Consider the following 24798-nt stretch of genomic DNA (forward strand, 5'->3'; position numbering starts at 1 on the left):
GCGCGCGTTCCGACGTGCCACGTGTCGAACGACGGGCGGGACGTCGAAACGCGCGCGTCTCGTGGAGCAGGGACGTCAGATGTCGGCAGGGACGTCAGACGTGGGCGGGGAACGTCGCGGCGACGCGGGAGCGGACCTCGGCCCGGACGGCGGCGCGCATGGCGGGGGAGAACAGCGCGTGGTCGCCCTCCGGCACCCGCACGACGTCCACCTGGCCCGACCACCGCTTCACCGCGCGGCGGCCGCCGAGCCGGTCGAACAGCTCGGCGTCCTCCGGCGCCACGACGAGCACGACGTCGGTGCCGTGCTGCACGAGCGGACGGACGTGGCTCACCACACCGCCCACCCGGTCCCGACGGGCGATGCGTGCACGGAGTCGCTCGGGCACCCAGCGGTTGTAGAGCTCCCGGACCCGGAGTCGTCGGGCGGACGGGGAGTCCACCGCACGGACGTGGTCCGCGTAGCTCCCCGGGGCCGCCGGCGTCCGTCGGTAGTCGTTCGGGCTGATCTCCACGACGAGCCGTGGGGCCTCCTCGACCGCACGACCGGCGAGCCAGGCGCCGGCGCACATCCCGACGAGGGCGAGCCGCTCCGGCGGGACGTCGAGCGCGTCGACGACCGCCGACTGGTCGTCGATCCACTCCTGCGCGAACATGAAGTCCCGCTCGTCCGCCCGCACCACCGAGCTCTCGCCGGTACCTCGTCGGTCGATGCGGAGCACCCGTGCGCCGTCGCGCGCGAGGTCCCGGGCGAGTGCGACCTGGTAGTCCGTGGCGCCCACCCGGTGCTCCGCCGAGCCGTTGTGCAGCAGGACGGTCGGAGCGTCGTGGTGCTGCGCGGACGAGACCGTCTCGATGCCGAACAGGGCCTCGGGACCGATCCGGACCATGCGCTCCGACACGCGCCCGTCGACGTCGAGCACCTCGTGCAGTGCGGGTTCCCGGACGGGCACCGGAGCCGCCGGGGCCCAGGTGTCGAGCCAGGAGACCACGGCGTCCACCGCGGCGTCGGGGATCCGGGCGTGCATGCTCGTGCGGTCGAGGAGTTCGGCGCTGCCGGTGACCTCGATCCGCTCGACCGGGCCGAGCGCACGGGGCGCCGGAGCACCCTCGCGGACGAACGCCACGGTCGGCGCGGACCGCGGGGTGTAGGCGAGCGCGCCGAGGACGTCCGCCTCGGCCGCGTCCACGTCGATGCCGACGAGCGTCTCGTACCCGTCGACCACGCGGTCGGGACCGATCGTCATGGTCGCGAGCGCCCGCTGTCCCCGGAGCCACGCACGACCGGACGCCGGCGCGTCCCACACGACGAGCGCGTCGTCGTCCCCGGCAGCATCGGCGGCGATCAACGCCGCGGAGGCCAGCCCGACGAAGGCGATCCGCTCGACACCCGTGCTGCGGAGCAGCGCGGCTGCGTGTCCCGCGGACCGGACCTGCGCGTGCGGGTCGGTGTCGGGGGCGGCGTCCCCTCGTCCGGACGGGTCGTAGCGCACCGTGGCCACGCCACGGGCCTCCAGGCGGTCCGCCAGCAGGCGGAGGGTGCGGTACGCGATCACGCCCTCCTGTCCGAGCGGCGGGACGACCACCACCCCGGCCCGCGCGGCGGGTGGCAGCTGCACGGCCACGCGGACGGCTGGCGAGCCGGACCAACCGTGCAGGGTGCTCACAGCGCCAGCGCCGAGCGGACGGCAGCCGGCCACTCGTCGGGGTCGGTGCCGTGCGCGGCGAAGAGCGCGATGGTGATGCGCTCCAGGCCGAACGCGATGCAGGCACTGTGGGCGACGGCGCCGTCCGCGCTCCGGATGCCGAACGCGGTGCCGAAGTGGTCCTCGTGCAGGTTCGCTGAGCTGATGGCGGTCGCGTCGTGGTCCGGGCCGTAGACCGGGGTCACGAACTCGAACTTCAGCGCCTGCTCGACCTGGTTGCGGGCGAGCATCTGGCCGACCCGGCCGAAGAACGGGTCGTTCGCGGGCACGACGTCGATCTCGAGGCCGAACGACTCGAGCAGTGCGCGCATCACCGGAATGCGGTCGTCGCGGTGCGCCTTCGCGGACGCGGGTGTCCCGATGTGCACGAACTCGTGCATGTGGAACGCCTGGAGCCGCATCGGGTCGAGCGACGGCTCACGGCGGAACGAGTCGCCGAGGATGTCGAACGAGCGGCCGCCCTCGGGCACCGAGTCACCGACCAGGCCGTACACGGGGTGGCAGACGGCCGGCGTCAGCATGAGGTCCGCGGGTTCGAGGAAGCCCTCCCAGCGCTCCCCGCGCTCGCGGGCGGCCAGGAGCGCCCGGTGCGTCCGGTCGTCCCCGGTGAACCCGGAGATGGAGGCGGCGAGGTCCGGGAACGAGGCGATGTAGTCGGTCCGCTCGAAGGACGCCAGCGGCTCGACCGGCGGGAAGCGCAGGACCTCGGCGTCGAGGTCGGCCTGGCTGCGGACCGCGGCGGCGTCGACGGCGGAGTACACGCGCTCGAACACCCCCGTGCGGCCGTAGAGGCCGGGGGAGCCGAGGTCGAGGAGGACGCCGTCGGCGAGCAGGCGGCCGCGCAGCTCGGCGCGGGCCGTGCCGAGGGCGTCGGCGCTGTCCACGGCGGGCGCGGCGGTGTCGTGGTCGAGGTGGATGGTCACAGGAGTGCTCCCGTCATGAGCGCCATGCCGGCGTCGTTGTGGAGGAGACGGTCGTTGCTCACCATGACGGCGGCACCGTGGGCGTCTCGGAGGTGTCGGGCGATGCTGACGGAACCGCTCGCGGCGTACCCGGCGATCCCGACGATGCGCAGGGACCGGGTGACGAGGTCGGTGACGTGCTCGGACGCCCCGATCTTGAGGGCGTTCGCGGAGAGTGCGTACGCCGTGGAGTCGAGGACGTCGGTGTCCTCGGCGACGACGTCGTACCGTTCCGCGGCGTGCCGGACGGCGTCGGCGAGCGACTGCAGCTCGACGAGCAGCTCGGCGAGCCGGAGCGCGCCGGGCGGGGTCGACCCGACGGTGGCGCGTGCCTGCTTCCGGACAGCCGTGCGGGCGCGGTCGGCGGCGTCGGCGGCGATGCCGAGCCACACCGACGCCCAGAGCACGTGCGACACCGGGAGCACCGTGCGGGAGCTGACGGCGGCGTAGTCGTCCCGGAGGACGTGGTCGGCCGTGGTCTCCGCGTCGAGCACCCAACCGTTGCTGCAGGTGCCCCGGAGTCCGAGGGTGTCCCACGTCGAGGTCTGCGTGAGCGTGGTCTGCTCGGGCAGGCAGACCACGACGCGCTGGTCGGAGGCCGCGGCGTCGACGTCCCGGCGAGCGGTGACGAGGATCGCGTCCGCCTCGGTGGCGTAGGAGATGACCGGGGCGTCCTTGCGGAGCCGGATGCGTCCGTCGGCGTCGGACTCCAGGGCGCAGGTGCTCCGGCGGGCGTCGCCGCCGATGCCGCGCTCGGTGGTCGAGGACGCGAGCAGCGCACCCTCGCGCACCCGTGCCACGAGGTCGGTCACGCCGGCACCGTCGCCGCCGTGCCGCCACAGGGCCATCGCCTGGCCCTGGTGCATCGCGAACACCATCGCGGTGGCGGCGCAGGCCCGTCCGAGCTCGGTCGCGATGACCGACAGCTCGGCGACGGTGGCTCCTTCGCCACCGAGCTCCACCGGGACGGCCGCGGCGAGGAGGCCGTGCTCCTTCATCGCGGCGATCGCCTCGCGCGGGGGTCGGGCGTCCCGGTCCACCTCGTCGGCGAACAGCCGTGCGACGTCGGCGACGAGCGCCGTGCGGGCCGCGAACCGGCCGCAGGGGTCCGTGCCGGTGACGGCCGCCTCAGCGGCGCTGGCGGCGCTCGCGACCGGAGGAGCAGCGGCTGCGGGAGCCGCAGCGGCTGCGGGAGATGCGGTGGCGGCACCCGCCGCGGCGGCGGGTGCGGTGGCCGGGGTCGCCGCGCGGCGAGCACGACGTCCGGACCCGCTGCGCGCAGCCGTGACGACCGGGACGGGCGCGGTCGGCGGAGCCGTGTCGATCACGGTCACGATGCGAGCCCGGCGGCGTGCACGATCGACTCCACGGTCGCGAACGTCGATCGGTTGAGCACGGCGTCGGGGAACTCCACGTCGAGTTCGTTCTCGACCGCGAGCATCACGTTCACGGTGGCGTGCGACGTCAGCCCGAGCGCGTAGAGGTCCGCGATCGAGGCCACGTCCCACGCGTCGACGACGAGGCGTCCGTGGTCGGCGAGGGCGCGGCGGACGGCCTGTTCGGTGCTGGGGTCGGCGAGCGCGACGGCGGTCGCGCTGGTCTGCTGGTCCTGGTCCATGCGGCAACCGTAATGAGGATGGCTCCCCGGAAAGCCGCTTCCCGGGTGCGCGAAACCGCACGACCCCGCGAGGCGCCTGAGCGGACGCACAGGGACGTCGAGGGCGGACGGCGCCGGGCCCCGCGTCGCGACGTCAGCGCTCGGACAGGGCCACGGCCGTCGCGACGGCGAGGCCGCGCTCGTGCGACAGCGAGATCGCGATCGGTCCGCAGCCGATCGTCCCGGCGAGGGCCGCGGCCGCCCCGGCGAGCTCGACGGTGGGTGCTCCGTGCTCGTCGAGGACGACCGCGACGTCGGCGAGGGGAACGGGGTCGGTGCGCGTCGGCCGGAGGAGCTTGACGACCGCCTCCTTGCCGGCGAAGCGGGCGGCGAGGCGCTCGGGGTCGTCGCCGGTGTCCACGCGCTCCTGCACGGTGAACACCCGGGCGAGGTAGCGCTCGCCGTGGGTCGCGATGCCGCGGATGACGTCCTCGACGTCGGCCAGGTCGGTCCCCGTCCGGATCACGGTCATGCCGTCAGGCTACGCGTGGTCCTGCCTCGTGTGCCCGCCCACGTGGCGTGTGGGGGCCTCGTGCATGTCGCCGGGGGCATGCGCGTCGGAGGGGTGTGGGTAGCATCGGCGCCACGACCACCGAGGGGGAACGATGGCAGCACCGTGGACCGGCATCGTCGAGGACGCCCGGCACTACCCGTCACCGCACAACTCGCAGCCGATCGTGCTCCGCGTCGAGGACGACCGGACCGCGACCGTGCACTACGACCTGCGTCGGGGGCTGCCGGCCGAGTCGTTCGGCATCCCGTTCGGGCACGTGTGCGCCGGGGTCTTCCTCGCGGGCCTCGACGTCGTGGCCCGCGCGCACGGCTTCGCGGTGACCGAGGACCTCGACCACGCCGAGATGGACTTCTCCCGGCTCGACCGTGACCCGACGGACCACCTGCACCGGCTCGGTCGGGTCACGTTGCGTCCGCACGCGGTCACCGCGGACGACCGGGAGGCACTGGCCCGGTTCTCCGCTCGGCGCACGTCGCGCAGGCCCTACGACGCGACCCTCGTGGACGCCGCCGCCGTGTCCGCCGCCGCCGACATCGCCGCGGCTTCCGGGCACCGCTTCCGGTCGACCGCCGACCGTGCGACGGTCGACGAGATCGTGCGCGTCAACCAGGAGACGCTGTTCGACGACCTCCGCAACGACGCCGTCCACGAGGAGATCCTGCACTGGTTGCGCTTCTCGAAGCGGCAGGCCGCCGAGACCGGTGACGGCCTGTCCGCCGAGACGATGCTCATGCCCGGCCCGGTGCTGCGGTTCGCGATGGAGCACCGTGGGCTGTGGGAGGCGCCGGGAGTCGGCGGGCTGTTCAAGCGCGTGTACCTGTCGACCATGCGGGGCGTCCGGCAGCTCGGATGGTTGGAGGGCCCGTTCTCCTCGCCGGCCGAGTACGTCGAGGCCGGCCGGGTCTTCATGCGCATCTGGCTCGACTTCGTGGCTCGGGGCATCGCGCTGCACCCCTTCGGCACGGTGATCACGAACCCGCGCTCGCACGCCGCGTTCGTGGAGCGAGCGGGCGTCGACGAGTCCGGCGGTGACATGGCCTGGATGCTCTTCCGCTTCGGGCACAGCGCGCCACCGCCCCTGGCGCACCGGCGTCCGGCGTCGGCGATGACGATCGGGGCGGACTCGTGAAGCGCGCGGCGGTGTTCTCCGTCGTGTGGGTGGTGGAGACCTTCGTCGCCCTGTTCATGCCGCGGGTGCAGACCCACAAGCTCCTGCTCGCCCCGGGGATCGAGCCGCTGCGGTGGACCCTCGGGCGGTGGCGTGCCTGGCGGACGGCGGAGCGCGCGGCGAAGCGGGTGCCCGCGTACCGGGCGTTCCTGGCGGAACAGGGGCGTGCCTCCCGTCTGGACACCCGCGGTGGCATCGCCGCCGCGCTCGCGAACCTGCCCGAGATGGACAAGGACTCGTACGTCAAGCGGTGGAGCATCCCGGAGCGCTGCCTCGACGGGCGGCTCCCGCGCCGCGGTGTGGTCGTCGACGAGTCGAGCGGCTCGAGCGGCACGCCGACGAGCTGGGTGCGCGGCCCGGACGAGCGCCAGGCGACCCGGCAGCTGTTGCAGCTCGGGTTCTCGCGGACGGCGAAGGACCTCCCGAAGCAGCCGTTCGTGCTGAACGCCTTCTCGCTCGGGGCGTGGGCGACCGGCATGAACGTGACGGCGTCGCTCACGGAGTCGTCGATGATCAAGTCGATCGGTCCGGACCGCGACAAGATCGTGCAGACGATGCGGGAGTTCGGCCCCGACTTCACGTACATCATCTGCAGCTACCCGCCGTTCCTGAAGGCACTGTTCGAGGACGACCGGCTCGACTGGAGTCGCTACACGATCGTCGCGGCGTTCGGCGGTGAGGGCATCAGTGAGAACATGCGCGCCCACATCGAGCAGTACGCGCAGGCGGTGCTCGGGTCGTACGGGGCGAGCGACCTCGAGATCAACCTCGGCATCGAGACACCGTTCTCGGTCGCGCTGCGGCGGGCGATCGCGGCGTCGCCGGAGCTGTCGGCGGCGCTCACGAAGCAGGGGGAGTACGGCGTCCTGCCGATGGTGTTCCAGTTCAACCCGTTCGGCTACCTCATCGAGACGAACGACCGCGGCGAGCTCGTCGTGACGATCACCCGGTCGGAGAACATCAGCCCGCGGATCCGCTACAACATCCACGACCGTGGGCACGTCGTGCGGATGCGCTCGCTGCAGCAGACCCTCCGGTCGCACGGGTTCGACGAGCTCGCGGACTCCGCCGAGCTCGACCTGCCGCTGCTGTTCCACTACGGACGCTCGGACCTCTCCGTCGACTACAACGGCGCGGTGGTCGCGCCCGACGTGGTGCGGGACGTCGTGTACGGCGACCCGGGCCTCCTCGAGGCCGTGGAGAACCACCGGCTCATCAGCTACGAGGACGACCGCGGGGACCGCCAGCTGCACATCGCGTTCCAGTTGGCATCCGGCGCGAGCGGACACGCGGACGGCTTCGACGCGGACGCCGCTCGCCCCGCGGTGGTCGCCGAGCTGCGGCGGTTGAACAAGGACTTCTCGAACGCGATCCGGACCGCGCCGCCCGGCACCCTGCCGACGGTGGCGTTCTACCCGTACCGGACGGGACCGTTCCGCGACGACGGGCGGAAGCTGAAGAACGAGTACGTGTGGCAGCTCGGTGCCGGTGCCGTCGCGGAGTGGGAGCTCGACCTGTCCTGGACGGCCCCGAAGGAGGCCTGAGCCCGCGGCCGCCGCGGCCGTCGCGGCCGGGAGCACGTCAGTGGTACTGCGGCGGCCAGTCGAACGGGGCCGGGCGGTGCGGGACCTCACCGATCGTGGTGACCTCGAGCACGACCTGCCGCAGGTTCGTCAGCTCGATCGACCGCGGGTTGCCGAAGAACCGCCGCCCGTCGACCCACACGGTGAGGTCGCCGTGCAGACCACCGACGTGCGCCGGGCCGATCGACACCCCCCACTCGTCGAAGAACTGGCCGAGCGTGAACGAGTCCTTCGTGGGCGACTCGACGTGGATGATCCCCGAGGTGTCGTGCGTGTGGATCTGCGCCGCGAACTCCGTCTTGTCGGAGTGTCCGATGTTCCCCGGCACGGTGACCGACTCGCCGCCGTCGAGGATCGTCAGGTGCGTGTGCACGTGCTCGGCGAGCTTCTGCCCCCAGACGTTCGACAGCCCGGCGGCCTCGGCGCGGGCAGTGAGGTCGGTCGGAGCGGGCCACGGTGGCGCATCGGTCGAGGTCCCTGCGGTCGTGCCGATGACCGCGCCCGAGGAACACCCCGCGAGGAGCAGCACGGCGGCGGCCCCGCTGATGAGGGCGCGAGCGGTGCGCCCACCGTGGGTCACCACCGGTCGTGGACGGTGGCGCGGAACCACTCGTCGTAGAGCTCGTGCACCGTCGTGTCGAGGCCGTCGACCTCGGGGAGCGACGCGGCCTCGGCGTTCGACCGTGCCTGCTCGGGGTTGCGCGCGCCGGGGATCGCCGCGGTCACGCCGTCCTGCGCGATCACCCACGCGATGGCAGCCTGCGGGACCGAGACGCCCTCGGGGAGTGACGCCGCGAACGCCTGGGCGGCGCGGACGCCGTCCTCGAAGTCGACGCCGCTGAAGGTCTCGCCCTGGTCGAACGCCTCGCCGTGCCGGTTGTAGTTGCGGTGGTCCTGCTCGGGGAACGTCGTGTCCGGCGTGTACTTGCCGGAGAGCAACCCCGATGCCAGCGGGACGCGCGCGAGGACGGCGACCCCTGCCTCCCGTGCGGCCGGGAGGACGCGGTCGAGCGGCTTGAGCCGGAACGCGTTGAGGATGATCTGGACGCTGGCGACGCCGGGCCGGGCGATCGCGGTGAGCGCCTGGTCGGCGGTCTCGACCGAGACGCCGTAGGCGGCGATCGAGCCGTCGGCGACGAGGGCGTCGAGGGCGTCGTACACGGCGTCGTCCTCGAAGACCGGCGTCGGCGGGCAGTGCAGCTGCACGAGGTCGAGGGTGTCCTGACGGAGGTTCCTCCGGGAACGGTCCACCCACCCGCGGAAGTTCGCGGCGACGTAGTTCGCGGGTTCCTGCTCGGCGCGACGACCCATCTTCGTGGCGATGGTCAGCGGCACCTCGGGGTTCGACGCCCGCCAGGCACCGATGAGCTGCTCGCTGCGGCCGTCGCCGTACACGTCTGCGGTGTCGAAGAGGGAGACGCCGGCCTCGACGGACGCGTCCATCACGGCGTTCGCGTCCTGCTCGCTGACGGGTCCCCAGTCACCACCGAACTGCCAGGTGCCGAGGCCGACGGGGGAGACTGCGCGGCCGGTGCGGCCCAGGGTGCGACTCTGCATGCTGCCGAGCGTAGTCACGCGGTCCCGCCCGGCTGCCGGGCAGCGCGCAGGGCGGACCGTGCTCGCCCGCGTTCGGACAGCGCGTGGGGACCGGCGGGCACGGGGTCAGGAGAGCGCGGCGACCCGCTCACGCAGCAGCGCCCGCGCCGCTCGGGCCCGGGGGACGACGACCACGCCGCCCCACAGCGCCAGCCCGACCCAGAGCCCGATGAGCATGGTCGTCACGAGCGGCCCGTGCTGGTCGCGCATCGACCACGACATCGCGATCCACAGCACGCCGAGCAGCACCTTGCCCCACCCCGCGCCCTCGCGGTCGGCCTGCGCCTGGAGCATCGGGATCCAGACCTCGGCGGGCACGCCGGCGGGGACCGCCCCGTCGGCCACCCAGCGCTGCGCCTCGACCGACCGTTCGTAGCCGCCGTCGAGCCGCCACGAGCGCATCGTCGTCAGCACGCCGATCGCGGCGCCGGCGGCACCCGCGGGCACGCCGACGACGACCAGCACCGTCGGGGTCGCCGGTGTCCACGACGACAGCACGAGCACGACGAGGACCACACCGAACGCCGCTCCCGCAGCTCCCGCGCCGATCAGGCGGAGCCGTCCCGCCTCGTCGACCATCCCGATGCCCTGCACGGGGTCGACGGTACCCGCCGTTCCGGTGCCCCACCAGGTCACAGCGGACCGGACCGGGCGTACGGTGTCGAGATGGAGTGCTTCGCGAGCTGGCGTACCCGCCGCTGATCCACGGCCACGGGCCGTCCCCGCTCCCGTCCACCTCGACGGGAGCCGATCAGCACGCGCACGAACCGAAGGACCCCCATGCTCATCCGCGACTGCACGCGGGCCGACCTGGCCGCGCTGACCGACCTCACCATCGAGGCCTTCCGCCCGCTCTTCACCACGTCCCTACCCGCCGCCCGCCCCGAGGTCACCGCCCACGACCACGGTCGCTGGCAGGACGACTACCGCGTCGAGGTCCCGTCGCTCCTCGCGCCTGACGAGGACCGCTTCGTCACCCTCGCCGAGGAAGACGGCCGCCCCCTCGGCTACGTCGGCTGGAACATCACCGGCGGGACCTCCGGACGGCTCGAACTCGTCGCCGTCCACCCCGACGCCCGCCGCCGCGGCATCGCTCGCGCGCTGTGCGTCGACGTCGTCGATCAGCTGCGGACGCGCGGAGTCCGCGTCGTCCACATCGGCACCGGCGGCGACGCGTTCCACGCGCCGGCCCGTGCGCTCTACGAGTCGCTCGGCTTCGTCGCGTACCCGACGATCGACTACGCGCGTGCTCTCTGACGCGGCCACGCGTCAGGCGTGACCAGCCGCCGGACGGGAGGCACGGAGCGGGCCCGCACCGTGCCTCCCGTCCGGCGGTCGGCACGATCACGGCGCGCAGCCCGCGGCGGGCGCCGGCCACCTGCTCAGCGGTCGGCGATGCCGCCGAGCATCCCGGAGATGAAGCGCTTCTGCAGGAAGAAGTAGAGCAGGACGATCGGCAGGGCCACGATCACCCCGGCGGCGGAGAGCAGCGAGAAGTCCGTTAGGTGCGCGCCCTTGAAGAAGGCGAGGCCGAGCGGGGCGGTGCGGTGGTCCTCGCTGGTGATGAGGACGAGGGGGAGCAGGAACTCGTTCCACGTCCACATCGTGACGAGGAGCGCCATGGTCATGATCGGCGCGACCGACGACGGCACGATGACCTGCCAGAGGAGTCGGACGTCGCGGGCACCGTCGAGGCGGGCTGCTTCGATGACCTCACCGGGGAAGCTGCGGAACTGGTTCCGCATCCAGAAGATGCCGAACGCGAGGGACTGCGCGGTCTGCGGGAGGATCAGGCTCGTGTAGGTGTCGGTGAGGCCGACGGACCGCAGGTTGAAGTAGAGCGGGATGATGAAGGCCTCGGCGGGGAGCATGAGGCCGGCGAGCATGACGAAGAAGATGACGTTCGAGCCGAAGAAGTCGAGTCGGGCGAAGGCGAACCCGGCGAAGACGGCGAGGACCGCGGTGAGCACGACCACCGACACCGTCACGAGGACGCTCGAGAGCATGTACGACGCGAAGTGGCCCTGGTTCCACGCGGCGCCGAAGTTGCCGAGGTCGATCGTCGTGGGGACCGTGAACCCGCCCGAGTTCTGGGCCGAGGGCGTGACGGAGGAGAGCAGCACCCCGATGAGCGGGATGATCGCGAACAGGGCGAAGAGCGACAGGATGACGTAGTCGACGGTCTTCTCGCGGACGGAGAGCCTCATGCGACGTCCTTCGGCTGGAGACGGCTGATGAGTGCCGTCACGATCATGATCACGACGGTGAGCGACACCGCCACGGCTGCAGCGGATCCGACCTGCCCGGTCTGGAACGCCCGGTTGTAGGCCTCGAACGCGGGCACCGACGTCGAGTTCCCGGGGCCGCCGCTCGTCGTCACGTAGACGAGGTCGAAGGTCTTCAGGGCGGACACCACGGTCAGCGTGAGGGCCGCGGCGATCTGCCCGCGGAGCGACGGCAGGGTGATGGACAGGAACTCCCGGGCAGCGCCCGCGCCGTCGATGCGAGCGGCTTCGAACAGGCTCGGGTGGATGTTGCCGACCCCGGACAGGAACAGCACGAGGCAGAGGCCGACGTTCAGCCACGTGCCGACGAAGCCGATGGCGGGGAGGGCGGTGTCGTACCCGCCGAGCCAGACCTGGGCGAACTGCCCGAGGCCGACGAGCCGGAGCGCGTCGTTGAGGAGTCCGTCGGCCGCGTAGATCGACACCCAGATCGTCGCGACGACCACGGACGCGATCACCTGGGGGAGGAACAGCACGGTGCGGAAGAACGACATGCCCCGGAGGGCGTTGGCCCGGGAGATGAGCGCGGTGAGGAAGAGCGCGACCACGACGGGCACAGCGGCGTAGAAGACCATGAGGACGAGCGCGTGCCCGAACGACGCTCGGAGCTGCGCGTCGGTGAACACGCTGGCGTAGTTCGCGAACCCGGCCCACGTCGCCACGGACAGGCCGTCCCAGTCGTAGAACGAGTACTGCACGCTCTGCAGGAACGGCACGCCGAGGAACACGGCGAACACGACGAACGCGGGGAGGACGTAGAGGTAGGCGACGAGGCTCCGCCGCCGCTTGCGGCCACCGGTGGCCTGGCGGGTCCGGCCACGGCGGGTGCTGCGGTCGGCAGCGCCCGCCGTGGTGCCGGTGAACTGGGTCACGGTGCTCCTGCCTACTGCTTCACGAAGCCGGCGTAGTCGTCCTGGAGCGTCTTCGTGTACTGCTCCGGGGAGGCCTTGCCCGCGACGAGGTCCTGCATCGCCGCCGTGATGGTGTCGTAGAAGGTCGGGGTCGCGTAGTCGAGGTACGGGGTGATGCTGTTCGACGACGAGATCGACTCGTAGTTGCTCGTGATGTCGCCCGCGATCGTGCCCGGATCCGGCCGGTCGCCCTCGGGGACCACGGTCGGCAGGTTGCCCTTGTCGACGAGCACCTTCGCGGCGTCCTCGTTCGTGACGAAGTCGATGTAGGCCGCGGCGGCGTTCGCGTTCTTCGTCTTCGAGGTGATCGCCCACGCGAGGCCTTCGCCGCCCATCGTCACCGGGCCGCTCGCGCCGTCCGGGGTGAGGGCGGTGAACCCGATGTCCTTCGCGGAGGACGCCGCCTCGAGGGTGGCCTGGTACCAGGTGCCGGTGATGAGGAACGCCGACTGGCCCTTGCCGAAGGCGGCGACCGCGTCGTCGCGGGAGACGCCGTTCGCGCCCTCGGTCACGTAGCCGTCGTCGACCCAGCCGGCGATGGTCTTCGCGGCCTGGACCTCGTCGTCACCCGTCCAACTGCCGGACTTGCCCGCGACGAGGTCGTTCACCGCGTCGTGACCGGCCAGGGCGGAGAGCACCAGGCCGTAGAGGTGGATGCCGGGGCTCTTCTCGACGTCGCCGTAGCTCAGCGGCAACGTGCCCGCGGCCTTCACCTTCCGCATGTCCTCGGTGAGCTCCGCGACCGTCTTCGGCGGGCTGTCGATGCCGGCCTTCCGGAGGACCGCCTCGTTGTAGTACAGCCCGACCAGCTCACCGGTCTGGGAGACGCCGTAGAGGTCGTCGCCCTGCCAGGTCTTGCCGTCCGAGGAGAACGAATTGAGCTTCAGCAGACTCGACGGGTAGTGGTCGTCCCAGCCGTAGAGCTTCGCGTAGTCGTCCACGGGACGGAGGAACCCCGCCTTCACGAACGCCCCCATGTCCGGGTAGCCCTGGTTCGCCTGCACGACGTCCGGCGGGGTGTTGCCCGAGAGTGCGAGCTTGAGGGTGGTCTTCAGGTCGGCGAACGACCGGGACACCCGCTTGATGGTGATGTTCGGGTGCGCCTTCTCGAACTCGTCGTTGAGCTCCTGCTGCGCGTCGTTGATGCCGGTGTCGGTGTTCTGGTCCCAGACGGTGAGCGTGGTCTTCCCCGACCCGACGTCCTTCGACACGGGGCCGAGGCTCTGCGAGGCGGCCGGCGCTGCGGATCCGCCCGGCGTGCAGCCGGTGAGACCGAGGGCGACGACCGCCGCGACACCGAGGAGGAGCGTCGCCTTGCTGGAGTGCTTCATGGTGGTCCGTTCTTCGGGTGGGAGGGAGCGAATCGGGTGTGGGCGGGAGGGTCAGGCGTCGGTGAGGGCGACGGCGTCCAGGAACGACCAGTCGTCGTCCGGGGCCGCGCGGCGGACGAACGTCCGGAGCTGGTCGGGGTGCGGGGCGCTCGCCGCACCACCGAGTCCGGTGACGGCGAACGCGGCGGAGGCTGCGCCGAAGCGCAACCGCGTCGGGAGGTCCCAGCCGTGGTGGTCGCCGGCCATGAACGCGGCGACGAACACGTCACCGGCGCCGGTCGGGTCGACCACGTCGATCGGGATCGTGCTCTCGGTGACGACCGTGTTCGCGGAGTCGACCGCGACCACGCCGTCGGCACCGCGGGTGACGACGGCGAGCGGCACACGCTCGGCGAGGACCTTCGCGGCGTCGAGCGCCGTGTCGGTGCGCGTGTACCGCATCGCCTCGACGTCGTTCGGCACGAAGACGTCGACCTCGGCGAGCCGGTCGAGCACGTCGCCGGACCACTCGCCGGTGTGGTCCCAGCCGACGCCGCCGACGACGGTCGTGCCGCCGCGTCGGAGGGCGGCCACCCAGTCGGGGAGCGGGCGGGCGATGCCGACGTGCGTCGCCGCGACCGGGCCGAGGTCGTCCGGCACGTGGAGGGGACCGGGGTGTTCCTCGTAGGTGATGAAGCTGCGGTCCTCGGGGCCGGTGAGCGCGACCGAGACGGCGCTCTGCAGACCGGGCACGAGCTCGAGCAGGGTGGTGTCGAGCAACGGTTCCTCGGTCAGCACCTGGTGGACGTGCCGCCCCAGGACGTCGTCACCGAGTCGGCTGAGGAGCTTCGTCGGTGCTCCGGCCCGCGCTGCGGCGACCGCACGGTTCGCCACACCGCCCGGCGTGACCGTGAACGCGTCGGCGAACACCTCCGCGCCCTGCTCGGGGGCGGTCACCCCGGCGAAGACCAGGTCGCAGTACACGTCGCCCGCGAAGAGCAGCACTCCGGGGACCGGCGTCGGGTTCGGCTGGGTCACGGCTGCTCCTCGTCATCGCGGATCAGGGGGATCGACCGCGTGTGTTCGAGCCTGCGCGATCGGTGTTGCGGCGACGTTACTCGATTGCGCCAGATTTGTTAAGTCTGTTCGAGTGCGCCATTTCGTGTGTCCATTTGTGCGTGAATCTGCGCGATCGGGGTTATGGTGGGCGGCATGATCCTGCGCGAGCGGCAGAACCGCATCATCGACGCCCTTCGTGCCGACGGCGCGGCATCGGTGCAGGAGCTCGCGCTCGCGCTGCGGGTCAGCGCAGCGACCATCCGGCGGGACCTCGAGATGCTCGACCGGAACGGCGAGCTCGTCCGGACCTGGGGCGGCGCGGTCGTCGCTCCTCGCCAGACCTCGCTCGATCCCGCTCCCGGCCCTTCCGGGAGCGTGGGCGACCCGGACGACGAGGTCGTCGAGGCCCCGTTCGAGGCCGCCGGCGACCACGACCTGAAGCACCGCATGGCGGTCGCGGCGGCGCGCACGGTGCAGGACGGCCAGGTCGTCATCCTCGACATCGGCACCACCACGCCGCTCGTGGCCGAACTCCTGCGCGGGCGCGACATCACCGTCATCACGACGAACCTGGCCGTCTTCGACGTGCTGCGCGACGACGACGCCGTGCGGCTGGTCCTGCTCGGCGGGGTCGTCCGCCGCAACTACCACACGTTGGTCGGGTCCCTCGCCGAGGCCGCGCTCGAGCAGGTCAGCGCCGACGTCCTCTTCCTGTCGTGCACGGGCGTCCGCGCGAACGGGCACGTCGTCGACAACATGGCGGTCGAGGCGCCCATCAAGCAGTCCATGATCGCCGCGGCGGAGCGTGTCGTCCTGCTCGCCTCCGAAGCGAAGTTCCCCGGGACCGGAGCGCTCCGGCTCTGCTCCCTCACCGACGTCGACACGCTGATCACCACGACCGGCGCGCCAGACGACACACTCGCCCACAGCCGGAACGCCGGCGGAGAGGTCATCGTCACATGAAGCTCTGCATCCTCGGGGGCGGCGGGTTCCGCACGCCGTACGTGTACCAGGCCCTGCTCCGCGACACCGGCAGCCCTCGGGTCGACCGGGTCGCGCTCTACGACGTCGACGAGGTCCGGCTGCACGCCATGGTCGCGATCCTCGCCGAGCTCGCCGCCGAGTTCCCGGACGCACCCGTGCTCGAACCGACCACCGACCTGCACCGCGCGGTCGAGGGCAGCGACTTCGTGTTCGCGGCCCTCCGGGTCGGCGGGCTCGAGGGGCGCCGCTGCGACGAGCACGTCGCGCTCGACCTGGACGTCCTCGGGCAGGAGACCACCGGCCCCGGCGGGCTCGCGTACGCGATCCGCACCGTGCCGGTGATGGTCGACGCCGCGAAGGTCATCCGCGACCTCGCCCCGGACGCCCACGTCATGAACTTCACCAACCCGGCCGGCATCATCACCGAGGCCATGCAGACGGTCCTCGGTGACCGTGTCCTGGGCATCTGCGACACCCCGTCCGGACTCGGGCGTCGGGTCGCGGGCATGCTCGGGCTCGACCACACGCGGGTCCAGATGGACTACGTCGGGCTGAACCACCTCGGCTGGATGCGCCGCGTCATGTACGACGGCCGTGACGTCCTGCCCGAGCTGATGGCCGACGACGGCCGGCTCGGCGCGATGGAAGAGGGCCACGTCTTCGGCCTCGACTGGATCCGCTCGCTCGGATCGATCCCGAACGAGTACCTGTACTACTACTACTTCAACCGTGACGCGGTCCGGTCGATCGTCTCGTCGGGGAAGACCCGCGGCGACTTCCTCGCCGAGAGCCAGTCCGCCTTCTACGACCGCGCCACCGCCGCGGGTGACGGCGTGGCCGACCTCTGGCGGGAGACCGTCGGTCGGCGCAGCGCCTCGTACATGGCCGAGGCGAAGGGCGGCACGCAGGACGACCCGGTCGACCCGAAGGAACGTGAGACCGACCCGTCGCACCAGGGCTACGCGGGTGTCGCGCTCGGCGTGATGGCCGCGATCAGCCGGAACGAGCGCCAGACGATGATCCTCAACGTACGGAACAACGGCACGATCGCCGGGCTCCCGCGGGACGCGGTGGTCGAGGTCCCCACGATGGTCGATGCGAACGGCGTCCACCCGATGACGACCGACCAGCCCGACCTCCACCAGATCGGGCTCATGTCCCAGGTGAAGGCGGTCGAACGGCACACGATCCAGGCGGCGCTCACCGGCTCGAAGGACGAGGCCCTCAAGGCGTTCGCGCTCCACCCGCTCGTCGACAGCGTCAGTGTCGCGCGCGACCTGGTGCGCGGCTACGTCGACCGCATCCCCGAGGTGGCGGCGGTGCTCACGAAGTAGGAGGTGTGCACGGAGGCGGCGGTCCTCGCGCAGTGGGTCGTGCTCCCGCGGGACGCGGAGGTCACGGGAGAGACCGGGCCGCGACCGCGGCCCCCACGACCGCGGTCGCGGACGACCGGATTCCCCTCACCGCGACCAGCATGTCGCGGGTCGCGCCGCCGGCGCATCATCCGGAGGGATGAGAAGTCGACGCACCCTCAGTCGGGTGCCGGGCGCGCGACGCGGGCGCGGTGGGGTGCTGGCGTCCTGGCGTGGCGAGGACGCAGCGGACGGGAGGCGCGGTGCGGGGCCGACCCGCGCCTCCCGTCCGGCCCTGGTCGCGTCAGCGACCCCGTGTCCGTGCGTCCGCCGCGGCGAGCGCCGCTCGCATCCGTTCAGCGTCACCGGGCGCCCACCCGCCGGAACTCGCGAGCGGGAGCTCGGTCATGTGCCGGCGGAGGTGCTCGGGGTAGTCACGGACGATGCGGTCCGGGTCGCTGCGTACGGTCGCGTACAGCGCTGGACCGTCGGCGTAGTACAGGTCGGCGACGACGATCCGGCCGTCCGGTCCGCGCATGACGTTCGCGGGGTTGTCGTCGAGCGGTCCCCACCACGGCTGCTCGGCCCGGCCCAGGGCGTGCACGTCCTCGATGTGGGCGGCGAGCTCGGCCACCGACGGGTCCCTCGTCGCGAGGGCGCGGTGGAACGCGGTGCCGACGTCCTCGGGGACGGGTTCGAGGTGCTCCATCACGGTGAGGTCGGCGCCGCCCTCGAGGACGCGGTGCTCGACGAGTGCGGGCACCTGCCGGGTGTGGGCCGCGCGGCGGTACAGCAGTGCGGAGTAGTGCCCGGCGGGGTCGAACGGGCTGATGCGCGCGGCGAGGGCGCCGGACGGGGAGCGGAGCGCTGTCGCCCAGTCGCCGGCCCCGCAGGGCGTCCAGCCGAGCCGCTCCAGTGTGGCGACCACGTCGGTCCACGGCTGCTCGGGGGTGAGGTGGTGGAGGAACGCGTCGGCGGGGTCCATGTCGCCATCCTGCCGTTCGAACGTGTGTTCGAATCCGTGGCACGATGGTCGGCATGGGTCAGAACCGCCGGTACGGAACCGATGTCTCGCGCGCCGCGGTCAACGAGTTCCTGACGCGCCCGTACCCCGTGACCCTGACGCGCGAGGAGATCGGTCCGGAGCCCGCGGTCCCGGTGTCCGACGGCGAGGTGGTCGACGTGTGGTTGCGGTTCGTGGAGGTCCGCGTGCAGGAGCGGGCGGTGGTCGTCGCGTACACCGATCGTGCCGTGCAGGTGGAGGTCGCGCGGCGGGACGGTTCCCGGTACCGGGTGTGGGTGTGGCAGGGGGCGGTCACGACGCCCGGCCGGGGCCGCTGAGCGTCAGCGCGTCCAGAAGTCCTCGGGTCGGCGGCCGGGGCGGAACCCGAAGTGCTCCACCATCGCGACCGCTTCGGGGAAGCCTGCCGCGAGGCCGTCCGCGCTGTGGGCGTCGCTCCCGAAGGTCACGGCGCGCCCGCCCTCCTCGGCCCACCACTGCGGCACCCACGGCCAGAGCCGCCGGGTGTTCATCTCGAGCGCCCGACCGGAGGCAGCGAGCGCGCGCATCCCGGCGCGGAACCCCTCCTCGAACGCGCGCGGGTCGAACGGCCCGGCGGTGGCGGTGGGCCATGCCCGGGCGGCGTAGTCGATGTGCGTGAGGACCGCGAAGGAGTCCGAGCCGGCGATCATCCGCGGGAGTTCCTCGAGGTACGCCGACACGACCTCCGACGGTGACCGGTGCCGGTAGAGCGTGATCGGCTCGGTGCGGTCCGTTCCCTCGAACGGCAGCATGTGCAGCGAACCGTTCACGCGGTCGACCCGTTGCAGCACGTCGACTGCGGCGGAGTCCCACAGGTGGGGTTGACCGAACTCGACGCCGGTCAGGATCGTGAGCTCCGGGAAGTCGTGGCGGCAGCGCTCGACCGCGTCCAGGTAGCCGTCGACGTCGAGGGGCGGCAGCCGGACCGCACCGTGCTCGTCGACCAGTGCGCGGGCGTGCGGTCCGAGGTCGTCCGGTTCGGCTCGCCAGTGGTCCTCGAGGTCGAGGTGCTCGGTGAACACGAGGGCGGGGAGTCCGATCCGGACCGCTCGTTCGCAGGTGCGTCGCATCGAGCCGGGCGAAGCCGGGTCCGATCCGGCGTCCCAGGAGAACTCGCTGTGCACGTGCGCGTCGGCGGGCAACGTCATGCGACCGACCCTGCCAGTCCGGACCGTGGCGGACAAGCCCGCGACGCAGAGCGGGACGCGCGCTCCGGGACGGTCAGCGGCGGCGGCGCAGGCCCCCGCGCACCGCCGTGATCGCGACGCCGCCGAGCAACAGGCCGGCGGCCCACGGCAGCAGGGTCTTCGCGTCCGAACCGGTGTAGGCGAGCTCGTGACGGGTGGGCGTCGCGACCGTCCGCACGGTGGTGGTGGTCGCGGTCGGGCGGACGTCGACGAGGAACGCGGTGCTGAAGCCCTCGGCCGCGACGCTGATCCGGTGGGTCGACGCCTGCGGGAACGTCACGTCGGTCATGTCGGTCCACTCATCGTCCGGGGCGATGACGTCCGAGGCGTGGTCGGACGTGACGGTCGTCGGTGTGGGGGGCCAGCGGTCTGCGTCGACGGCGTTGCCGAAGCGGTCGACGAGGTTCCCACCGACGAGGAGTGTGCCGCCCTGGTCGATCGTGGGTCGGCCGCCCTCGAACCCGGAACCGATGGTCGTGTAGCCGCCGTCGGACTCGTGGGTGGTCTCGTTCTGGAACGTCCACACGGTGCCGTCCCGCTCGATGACCCAGCTCGTGGAGTGCGCCGTGAGGAACGTGCCGCGGTCCTCGGCGGTGACCTCGACGCCGAGCGGCGCGGCCGGGGTCGTGGTGACCGTCACGTACTGGGACACGCTCGTGGTGCCGTCGGTCGCGACGATGCGGAAGGCGTAGGTGCCGGCGTAGTCCGACGTGCCGGAGAGGACCCCGGTCGCGTGGTCGAGCGTGAGGCCGTACGGCAGGAACGACGACTCGCCGCCCTCGGACTCCTCGGGGGTCGCGTGCTCGTCCCAGTACTGCACGGAGTACGTCGGCGCCGGGAACCCGGTGGCGGCGAACGTGTGGCTGAAGGCCTCGCCGGCACCGGTGGTGAGTGCGATCGGGTCGTCCGGCGTCGTGGCGTCCGCGAAGGCCGGCGGGGCGGTCACCCTGTCGGTGCTCGCCGAACGCGACGGGTCGGTGGTCGACGACACGGTGACGGTGATGACCTTGCCGGCGTCGGCACGGGTCGGGACGTAGGTGTCACCGTCGGCCGACCGCGCGGTGCCGTCGGCCGACCACGTGGAGGTGACCGGACCGGTGAACCCCGTGGGGCGCGCAGTGAGGGTGGCACCGACGGCGGCCGTGCCGTCGATCGTCACGGCGGTGTCCGCGGTCGCGCTCGAGGTGCCCGACGACGAGCCGGAGCCCGAGTCCGCGCCCGAGCCGGAGCCCGTGCCCGAACCCGCGTCCGTCGTGGCCGATGCCGTCGCTGACCCGGCGGGCCCGCTGCCGGTCGAGCCGGTCGCTGCCGGACCGGCGTCCGTGGTCGGACCCGTGTCACCGGACCCGGTCACCTGCTGATCGGGCTGCTGGTCCGTCTCCGGGCCGACGCCGGTCACGCCGGAGGCCCCGGGGATGCCGGAGGCCGCGGCGGTTGCCTCCTCCGCTGCGGCGGCCGGGGACGTCGCGCCGAGCAGGGTCCCGAGCGTCACGACGGCGACGATCGCTCCGGTCGTGCAGGCACGGCGACGGTTCGGGGTTCGGTGCAGCAACGGGGGTCCTCCTCGGTCGTCGGACACCACGCGTCGCTGTCCGTTCGCGCAGCATACGGTCGGGACGGCCGTCGACCGGTGTCACGCGTTCGAGGGGGTCCGCGGAAATCCCTGGTCAGGACGCGTGAGCACCAGGACATCTGAACGACCCTTCAGGACCGAGGGCACGGCGCCCGACGAGCCGGAGGAGCCCGACTCGCTCTACCCTGGGCAGGATGGACACGTCGCTCCGACCAGCCGTCGCCTCCGACATCGACTGGCTGGTCGAACTCCGCGCGGTGGTGCTCCGTGATGACCTCGTCCGGCTCGGCGTCTTCGACGAGGTGCGGGTGCGCTCCCGGATGCGGGACGCGTGGCGGCCAGCGTGGAGCCGCGTGGTCGTCGTCGACGGTGCCGACGTCGGCTCCGTCACGACGCGGCTCGACGGAGACACCCGGTGGATCGAACACCTCTACCTCGCGCCCGAGCTGCAGGGGCGGGGGATCGGCTCCGCCGTGCTCCGGACGGTGCTCGACGAACCGCACGCAGGGCCGACGCGGCTGAACGTGCTGCAGGGGAGTGCCGCCCGTCGCCTGTACGAGCGGCTCGGGTTCGTCAGCGACGAGGAGGACGACGTCGACGTGTTCATGACCCTCCGTGCCGGCGAGGTGTGACCGTCAGACGTCGCCTGCGGTGAGCTCGAAGTGTCGCAGGACGATGTCAGCGACGTCGGCGGGCGCGATGGTGTCCGTGTCGACGACGAGTTCGTCCAGGTCCGCGGCTGCTTGTCGTTCGGCGATCCGCTCGAACCTGTCCAGATGCCACTCGAGGTGGTGCTGACGGCGCTGGTCGTACCGGCTCCGCAGCCGAGCCTCGATCGTCGTCGGGCGCGCGACCAACCGGATCGACCGCACGGGCAGGTCGACCGCCTCCGCGTACCGGTCGAGGTCCGCGCTGCTCGTGAGGACACCGCTGAGGACGAGCTGCCGCGGGCCCGCGGCCCGGTAGTTCGCCCAGGCGGCAGCGATGTTCCGCGCCTCGAGGACGGTGTTCTCCGTGTCGCCCTCCGCGACCGGCCACGACCGGTGGAACCAATCCACGTCCATCAGGCTGAACGCGCGTCCGGTCGCGGCGAAGCGGTCGCCGACAGCATCGAGCACCGCGGACTTGCCGACGCCGTACGAGCCGTTGAGGAAGATCGCGTACTCGCCATCGCGCGCCATGCCCCCGACCCTACGGTCGCCGGGGGCGTTCCGTTCCCGAACGCCCTAGGATGGTGCGGCAGGGGCTCTTAGCTCAGTTGGTAGAGCGCTTCGTTTACACCGAAGATGTCGGCGGTTCGAGTCCGTCAGGGCCCACCACCGCCACCGCGGCCGTCAGGGCCCACCACCGCCACCCGGCAGCGGCCCGCGCGCACCCGTTCATGCCCGGTTCGCCAGCCACTCCGCGAACGACGGCCCCTGCACGACCGCGTCCGGTCCGGGGAGCAGCGCGCCACCGCGGAACGCGGAGCCGAGTCGCCCGGGGATCGGCAGTGGCAGCGGCCACGGTCGGTGACCGCCGAGCCTGCGCGTCATCGACCAGAGCGTGGTGGTGTCCGGGCCTGCCACCTCGTCGACGGGCGCATGGTCCGCGTCGAGTGCTGCAGCGGCGATGACGTCGGCCACACTGTCGAGCGCGACCGGCTGGATCAGCATGCCCGGGACGAGGGCGATCGGTCCGGACCGCATCCGCTCGAGGTTCTGCTCGGTGAACTCGAACCACTGGGTCGACCTGACGATGCGCAGGTGCCGGCTGGTCGATCGAGCGAGCGTCTCCTGGGCCGTCTTGCCGGCGAAGTACCCGTACCCCTGCACGTCCGGTCGGGTGCACTGCGCGATGGACAGCAGGACGTGTCGTGCGCCGGTCCGGTTCGTGGCGTCGGAGACCGCCTTCGTCGACGCCGTGAAGAACGCCGAGGCTCGTCGGCGGCTCGTCGTGAAGCGCCCGGTGGCCTCGACCACCGCGATCGCGTCGCCGATCGCGGACTCGACGTCGTCGCGGGTGACGTCGAACCCGCGGGAGGGTGAGAGCAGGACCGGGCTCCCGCCTGCTCGCTCGATCGCGGCGGCGATCGCCGCGCCGGACCGACCGCCGCCGATGACGGCCACCCGCGCTGTTCCCATGACGTCCTCCCCGTCCTCTACAAATGTAGAGGATGGTACGGTCGGGCGTCCAGAGGGGGGCCAGGCATGACCAGACGCGACGACATCGGTGACGCCGGCATCCGTTGCATCGCCCGAGGCGGCTCGCGAGCCCTCACGCACCGTGCTGTCGATGCCGAGGCATCCCTGCCGCCGGGATCGACGTCGTACTACGCGCGGTCACGACGCGAACTCCTCCGGCTGGTCACCGGGCGGATCAGCGCACAGCTCGACGCGGACCTCGACGCGCTGGTGCTCCCGGCCGAGGGCGATCCGGCTGTCGTCGCAGCGACGTTCCTCGACACGATCGCCGAACGTCACGCCGCCCAGGTCGCCCGGTACCTCCTGCTCGTCGAGCTGCGCGACGACGACGAGCTCCGCAGCACGCTCACCGCCGCGGACGCCGTGCGGCAGCGGCTCGACGCCGTCGGCGCCGCGCTGCTCCGCACTGTCGGAGTCTCCGATCCGGAGCAGCGTGCCCCGGAGCTCGTCGCACTCGTCGACGCGCTCCTCCTCCAACGGATCGCCGACGCGGCACCACTCGACGTGCGATCGGTGCTCGCCGCGTACCTGTGTGGGATCACGGACGCGCACTCGCGCTGACCCGCCGCCGTCCGACAGGATGAGAGCCCAGAACCCCCGGAGGTGACCGGTGCCCACAGCGCACGACGACGGACCCCGCGCGGGCCGCGTTCCGGCCGCAGGGCGCCTGGGCGTCCTCGCGATCGTCGTCACCGCCGTGCTCTGGGGCACCACCGGCACCGCCGCGGCCGCCGCGCCCACCGCGGGTCCGCTCGCGATCGGCGCCGCGGCCCTCGGCGTCGGTGGACTCCTGCAAGCGGCGATCGCCGTCCGACCCCTGCGTGCCGCCTGGCCGGTGGTGCGACGGCACCGCTGGCTGGTGGTCCTCGGTGGTGTGGCGGTCGCCGTCTACCCGCTCGCGTTCTACAGCTCCATGCACGTCGCCGGGGTCGCGATCGGGTCCGTGGTGTCGCTGGCGTCCGCGCCGCTCGCGTCGGGTGTCCTCGAGCGGGTCGTCGACCACCGTCCGCTCGGGCGTCGGTGGGTGGTCGCAGCGGCGATCGGCGTTGCGGGCAGCACCGTGCTGTGCTTCTCCGGCGCGGGCGCGGCACACGGCGCCACCGACGCTGCCGCCGACGCAGACCCGGGCGCCACGGTGCTCGGCGTGCTGCTCGGCCTCGTCGCCGGCGCGACGTACGCCGTCTACTCGTGGGCGGCGCACCGCCTGATGGGCGCCGGCGCAGGACGAGCCGCGTCGATGGGAGCGGTCTTCGGCACCGGCGGCGTGCTCCTGCTGCCTGTGCTCCTCCTGACCGGCGGCCCGTTCGTCACCTCACCGTCCGACGCTGCGGTGGGGCTCTACATGGCGCTCGTCCCGATGTTCCTCGGCTACCTGCTCTTCGGCGTGGGTCTCGCCTCCGTCCGACCGAGCACCGCGACGACGATCACCCTCCTGGAACCCGCGGTCGCGACGGTCCTCGCCGTCCTCGTGGTGGGTGAGCGCCTCGGCCCGGCCGGCTGGGCCGGCCTCGCACTCCTCGGCACCGCGCTGGTGCTCCTCGTGGCACCGCCCGTCCGGCGGCCCACCCGGTCCTGACCACACCAGACACGGCCGGGGGGGGCCGGGGGGGGGGGGGGCGCCCCCCCCCCCCCCGCCGCGGGGGGGGGGCGCCCGCCGGGGGGCGCCGCCGCCCCCCCGCCCCCCCCACCGGCGGGGCGGCCGCCGACCGGGCCGTCCGCCCCGCGCG

The 24798-nt window shown here is 72.5% G+C and carries 26 protein-coding genes and 1 tRNA gene; 10 read left to right on the forward strand and 17 right to left on the reverse strand.

Translation table 11 applies throughout. The features are described from left to right. Positions 1 to 94 precede the first annotated feature (94 nt). The 5 genes from ACIPYW_RS15840 to ACIPYW_RS15860 all read right to left on the reverse strand — a co-directional run bounded on the left by ACIPYW_RS15840 (position 95) and on the right by ACIPYW_RS15860 (position 4796). Complete coding sequence (locus ACIPYW_RS15840; RefSeq protein ID WP_400415186.1) at positions 95 to 1666, reverse strand: alpha/beta hydrolase; 1572 nt, start codon at positions 1664 to 1666, stop codon at positions 95 to 97. Next, the gene (locus ACIPYW_RS15845) at positions 1663 to 2628 is read right to left on the reverse strand and encodes an amino acid--[acyl-carrier-protein] ligase (RefSeq protein WP_400415189.1); all 966 of its coding nucleotides are present in this window, start codon (positions 2626 to 2628) and stop codon (positions 1663 to 1665) included. The genes ACIPYW_RS15840 and ACIPYW_RS15845 overlap by 4 nt, the downstream gene beginning before the upstream one ends. Then, positions 2625 to 3995, reverse strand: a complete 1371-nt coding sequence (locus ACIPYW_RS15850; protein WP_400415192.1) for an acyl-CoA dehydrogenase family protein — start codon at positions 3993 to 3995, stop codon at positions 2625 to 2627. The genes ACIPYW_RS15845 and ACIPYW_RS15850 overlap by 4 nt, the downstream gene beginning before the upstream one ends. Before the next feature lie 2 nt (positions 3996 to 3997). Further along, complete coding sequence (locus tag ACIPYW_RS15855) at positions 3998 to 4285, reverse strand: acyl carrier protein (protein ID WP_290132004.1); 288 nt, start codon at positions 4283 to 4285, stop codon at positions 3998 to 4000. 133 nt (positions 4286 to 4418) lie between these two features. Next, complete coding sequence (locus ACIPYW_RS15860; protein WP_400415194.1) at positions 4419 to 4796, reverse strand: holo-ACP synthase; 378 nt, start codon at positions 4794 to 4796, stop codon at positions 4419 to 4421. Positions 4797 to 4929: 133 nt separating this feature from the next. On the opposite strand from ACIPYW_RS15860, the gene ACIPYW_RS15865 reads away from it, so the two are divergent. Then, entirely contained in the window at positions 4930 to 5967 is a 1038-nt protein-coding gene (locus tag ACIPYW_RS15865; RefSeq protein WP_400415196.1) for a hypothetical protein, read from the forward strand. Then, positions 5964 to 7550, forward strand: a complete 1587-nt coding sequence (locus ACIPYW_RS15870; protein WP_400415198.1) for a phenylacetate--CoA ligase family protein — start codon at positions 5964 to 5966, stop codon at positions 7548 to 7550. The genes ACIPYW_RS15865 and ACIPYW_RS15870 overlap by 4 nt, the downstream gene beginning before the upstream one ends. 37 nt (positions 7551 to 7587) lie before the next feature. Here ACIPYW_RS15870 and ACIPYW_RS15875 read toward each other — a convergent pair whose 3' ends face one another. The 3 genes from ACIPYW_RS15875 to ACIPYW_RS15885 all read right to left on the reverse strand — a co-directional run bounded on the left by ACIPYW_RS15875 (position 7588) and on the right by ACIPYW_RS15885 (position 9779). Beyond that, positions 7588 to 8172: a hypothetical protein gene (locus ACIPYW_RS15875; RefSeq protein WP_400415201.1), complete on the reverse strand. Its 585-nt coding sequence runs from the start codon at positions 8170 to 8172 to the stop codon at positions 7588 to 7590. After that, a complete protein-coding gene (locus ACIPYW_RS15880; RefSeq protein ID WP_400415203.1) occupies positions 8166 to 9146 on the reverse strand; it encodes an aldo/keto reductase in 981 nt (326 codons plus the stop codon). Before ACIPYW_RS15880 ends, ACIPYW_RS15875 begins: the two co-directional genes overlap by 7 nt. Before the next feature lie 105 nt (positions 9147 to 9251). Continuing rightward, positions 9252 to 9779 (reverse strand): hypothetical protein, encoded by a 528-nt coding sequence (locus ACIPYW_RS15885; protein ID WP_400415206.1) that lies wholly within the window; start codon positions 9777 to 9779, stop codon positions 9252 to 9254. A gap of 186 nt (positions 9780 to 9965) precedes the next feature. Here ACIPYW_RS15885 and ACIPYW_RS15890 point away from each other — a divergent pair, with 186 nt between their 5' ends. Continuing rightward, entirely contained in the window at positions 9966 to 10442 is a 477-nt protein-coding gene (locus ACIPYW_RS15890; protein WP_400415208.1) for a GNAT family N-acetyltransferase, read from the forward strand. Between the two features lie 125 nt (positions 10443 to 10567). Here the strand turns inward: ACIPYW_RS15890 and ACIPYW_RS15895 are convergent, their stop codons facing one another. Genes ACIPYW_RS15895 through ACIPYW_RS15910 form a run of 4 tightly spaced genes read right to left on the reverse strand, consistent with a single transcriptional unit; the run spans position 10568 to position 14729 of the window. Next, on the reverse strand, positions 10568 to 11392 hold the full coding sequence (locus ACIPYW_RS15895; RefSeq protein ID WP_400415210.1) for a carbohydrate ABC transporter permease: 825 nt from the start codon (positions 11390 to 11392) through the stop codon (positions 10568 to 10570). Next, positions 11389 to 12342: a carbohydrate ABC transporter permease gene (locus ACIPYW_RS15900; RefSeq protein ID WP_400415213.1), complete on the reverse strand. Its 954-nt coding sequence runs from the start codon at positions 12340 to 12342 to the stop codon at positions 11389 to 11391. Before ACIPYW_RS15900 ends, ACIPYW_RS15895 begins: the two co-directional genes overlap by 4 nt. 11 nt (positions 12343 to 12353) lie before the next feature. Further along, entirely contained in the window at positions 12354 to 13712 is a 1359-nt protein-coding gene (locus ACIPYW_RS15905; protein WP_400415214.1) for an extracellular solute-binding protein, read from the reverse strand. A 51-nt stretch (positions 13713 to 13763) separates the two neighbouring features. After that, positions 13764 to 14729, reverse strand: coding sequence for a carbohydrate kinase family protein (locus tag ACIPYW_RS15910; RefSeq protein ID WP_400415217.1), 966 nt, complete (start codon positions 14727 to 14729; stop codon positions 13764 to 13766). A 174-nt stretch (positions 14730 to 14903) separates the two neighbouring features. On the opposite strand from ACIPYW_RS15910, the gene ACIPYW_RS15915 reads away from it, so the two are divergent. Then, complete coding sequence (locus ACIPYW_RS15915; protein WP_400415219.1) at positions 14904 to 15713, forward strand: DeoR/GlpR family DNA-binding transcription regulator; 810 nt, start codon at positions 14904 to 14906, stop codon at positions 15711 to 15713. Next, entirely contained in the window at positions 15710 to 17068 is a 1359-nt protein-coding gene (locus ACIPYW_RS15920) for a 6-phospho-beta-glucosidase (protein ID WP_400415221.1), read from the forward strand. Before ACIPYW_RS15915 ends, ACIPYW_RS15920 begins: the two co-directional genes overlap by 4 nt. A 322-nt stretch (positions 17069 to 17390) precedes the next feature. Here the strand turns inward: ACIPYW_RS15920 and ACIPYW_RS15925 are convergent, their stop codons facing one another. Then, positions 17391 to 18071: a hypothetical protein gene (locus ACIPYW_RS15925; protein WP_400415223.1), complete on the reverse strand. Its 681-nt coding sequence runs from the start codon at positions 18069 to 18071 to the stop codon at positions 17391 to 17393. Between the two features lie 53 nt (positions 18072 to 18124). Between ACIPYW_RS15925 and ACIPYW_RS15930 the strand changes: the two genes are divergently transcribed. After that, complete coding sequence (locus ACIPYW_RS15930) at positions 18125 to 18427, forward strand: hypothetical protein (protein WP_400415225.1); 303 nt, start codon at positions 18125 to 18127, stop codon at positions 18425 to 18427. 3 nt (positions 18428 to 18430) lie between these two features. Here the strand turns inward: ACIPYW_RS15930 and ACIPYW_RS15935 are convergent, their stop codons facing one another. Next, positions 18431 to 19276, reverse strand: coding sequence for a PHP domain-containing protein (locus ACIPYW_RS15935; protein ID WP_400415229.1), 846 nt, complete (start codon positions 19274 to 19276; stop codon positions 18431 to 18433). Between the two features lie 73 nt (positions 19277 to 19349). After that, a complete protein-coding gene (locus ACIPYW_RS15940) occupies positions 19350 to 20867 on the reverse strand; it encodes a putative Ig domain-containing protein (RefSeq protein ID WP_400415231.1) in 1518 nt (505 codons plus the stop codon). A gap of 215 nt (positions 20868 to 21082) precedes the next feature. On the opposite strand from ACIPYW_RS15940, the gene ACIPYW_RS15945 reads away from it, so the two are divergent. After that, complete coding sequence (locus ACIPYW_RS15945; protein WP_400415234.1) at positions 21083 to 21520, forward strand: GNAT family N-acetyltransferase; 438 nt, start codon at positions 21083 to 21085, stop codon at positions 21518 to 21520. 3 nt (positions 21521 to 21523) lie between these two features. Here ACIPYW_RS15945 and ACIPYW_RS15950 read toward each other — a convergent pair whose 3' ends face one another. Further along, complete coding sequence (locus ACIPYW_RS15950; RefSeq protein ID WP_400415237.1) at positions 21524 to 22069, reverse strand: hypothetical protein; 546 nt, start codon at positions 22067 to 22069, stop codon at positions 21524 to 21526. Between the two features lie 62 nt (positions 22070 to 22131). On the opposite strand from ACIPYW_RS15950, the gene ACIPYW_RS15955 reads away from it, so the two are divergent. Then, positions 22132 to 22207 (forward strand) — tRNA-Val (locus ACIPYW_RS15955). A gap of 60 nt (positions 22208 to 22267) precedes the next feature. On the opposite strand, the gene ACIPYW_RS15960 is transcribed toward ACIPYW_RS15955, so the two are convergent. After that, complete coding sequence (locus tag ACIPYW_RS15960) at positions 22268 to 23011, reverse strand: hypothetical protein (RefSeq protein WP_400415240.1); 744 nt, start codon at positions 23009 to 23011, stop codon at positions 22268 to 22270. 66 nt (positions 23012 to 23077) lie between these two features. On the opposite strand from ACIPYW_RS15960, the gene ACIPYW_RS15965 reads away from it, so the two are divergent. Next, entirely contained in the window at positions 23078 to 23632 is a 555-nt protein-coding gene (locus ACIPYW_RS15965; RefSeq protein ID WP_400415242.1) for a TetR/AcrR family transcriptional regulator, read from the forward strand. 49 nt (positions 23633 to 23681) lie between these two features. Further along, entirely contained in the window at positions 23682 to 24647 is a 966-nt protein-coding gene (locus ACIPYW_RS15970) for a DMT family transporter (protein ID WP_400415244.1), read from the forward strand. Positions 24648 to 24798 lie beyond the last annotated feature (151 nt).

The sequence above is a fragment of the Curtobacterium sp. NPDC089689 genome (assembly GCF_044749145.1).
Classification (GTDB): Bacteria; Actinomycetota; Actinomycetes; order Actinomycetales; family Microbacteriaceae; genus Curtobacterium.

Excerpts from the sequence above, each read along its gene's own strand:
- ACIPYW_RS15965 (WP_400415242.1), top strand. The coding sequence starts at position 23,078 with ATGACCAGACGCGACGACATCGGTGACGCCGGCATCCGTTGCATCGCC.
- ACIPYW_RS15930 (WP_400415225.1), top strand. The coding sequence starts at position 18,125 with ATGGGTCAGAACCGCCGGTACGGAACCGATGTCTCGCGCGCCGCGGTC.
- ACIPYW_RS15920 (WP_400415221.1), top strand. The coding sequence starts at position 15,710 with ATGAAGCTCTGCATCCTCGGGGGCGGCGGGTTCCGCACGCCGTACGTG.
- ACIPYW_RS15905 (WP_400415214.1), bottom strand. The coding sequence starts at position 13,712 with ATGAAGCACTCCAGCAAGGCGACGCTCCTCCTCGGTGTCGCGGCGGTC.
- ACIPYW_RS15865 (WP_400415196.1), top strand. The coding sequence starts at position 4,930 with ATGGCAGCACCGTGGACCGGCATCGTCGAGGACGCCCGGCACTACCCG.
- ACIPYW_RS15915 (WP_400415219.1), top strand. The coding sequence starts at position 14,904 with ATGATCCTGCGCGAGCGGCAGAACCGCATCATCGACGCCCTTCGTGCC.
- ACIPYW_RS15950 (WP_400415237.1), bottom strand. The coding sequence starts at position 22,069 with ATGGCGCGCGATGGCGAGTACGCGATCTTCCTCAACGGCTCGTACGGC.
- ACIPYW_RS15925 (WP_400415223.1), bottom strand. The coding sequence starts at position 18,071 with ATGGACCCCGCCGACGCGTTCCTCCACCACCTCACCCCCGAGCAGCCG.
- ACIPYW_RS15880 (WP_400415203.1), bottom strand. The coding sequence starts at position 9,146 with ATGCAGAGTCGCACCCTGGGCCGCACCGGCCGCGCAGTCTCCCCCGTC.
- ACIPYW_RS15890 (WP_400415208.1), top strand. The coding sequence starts at position 9,966 with ATGCTCATCCGCGACTGCACGCGGGCCGACCTGGCCGCGCTGACCGAC.
- ACIPYW_RS15945 (WP_400415234.1), top strand. The coding sequence starts at position 21,083 with ATGGACACGTCGCTCCGACCAGCCGTCGCCTCCGACATCGACTGGCTG.
- ACIPYW_RS15855 (WP_290132004.1), bottom strand. The coding sequence starts at position 4,285 with ATGGACCAGGACCAGCAGACCAGCGCGACCGCCGTCGCGCTCGCCGAC.
- ACIPYW_RS15860 (WP_400415194.1), bottom strand. The coding sequence starts at position 4,796 with ATGACCGTGATCCGGACGGGGACCGACCTGGCCGACGTCGAGGACGTC.
- ACIPYW_RS15895 (WP_400415210.1), bottom strand. The coding sequence starts at position 11,392 with ATGAGGCTCTCCGTCCGCGAGAAGACCGTCGACTACGTCATCCTGTCG.
- ACIPYW_RS15960 (WP_400415240.1), bottom strand. The coding sequence starts at position 23,011 with ATGGGAACAGCGCGGGTGGCCGTCATCGGCGGCGGTCGGTCCGGCGCG.
- ACIPYW_RS15935 (WP_400415229.1), bottom strand. The coding sequence starts at position 19,276 with ATGACGTTGCCCGCCGACGCGCACGTGCACAGCGAGTTCTCCTGGGAC.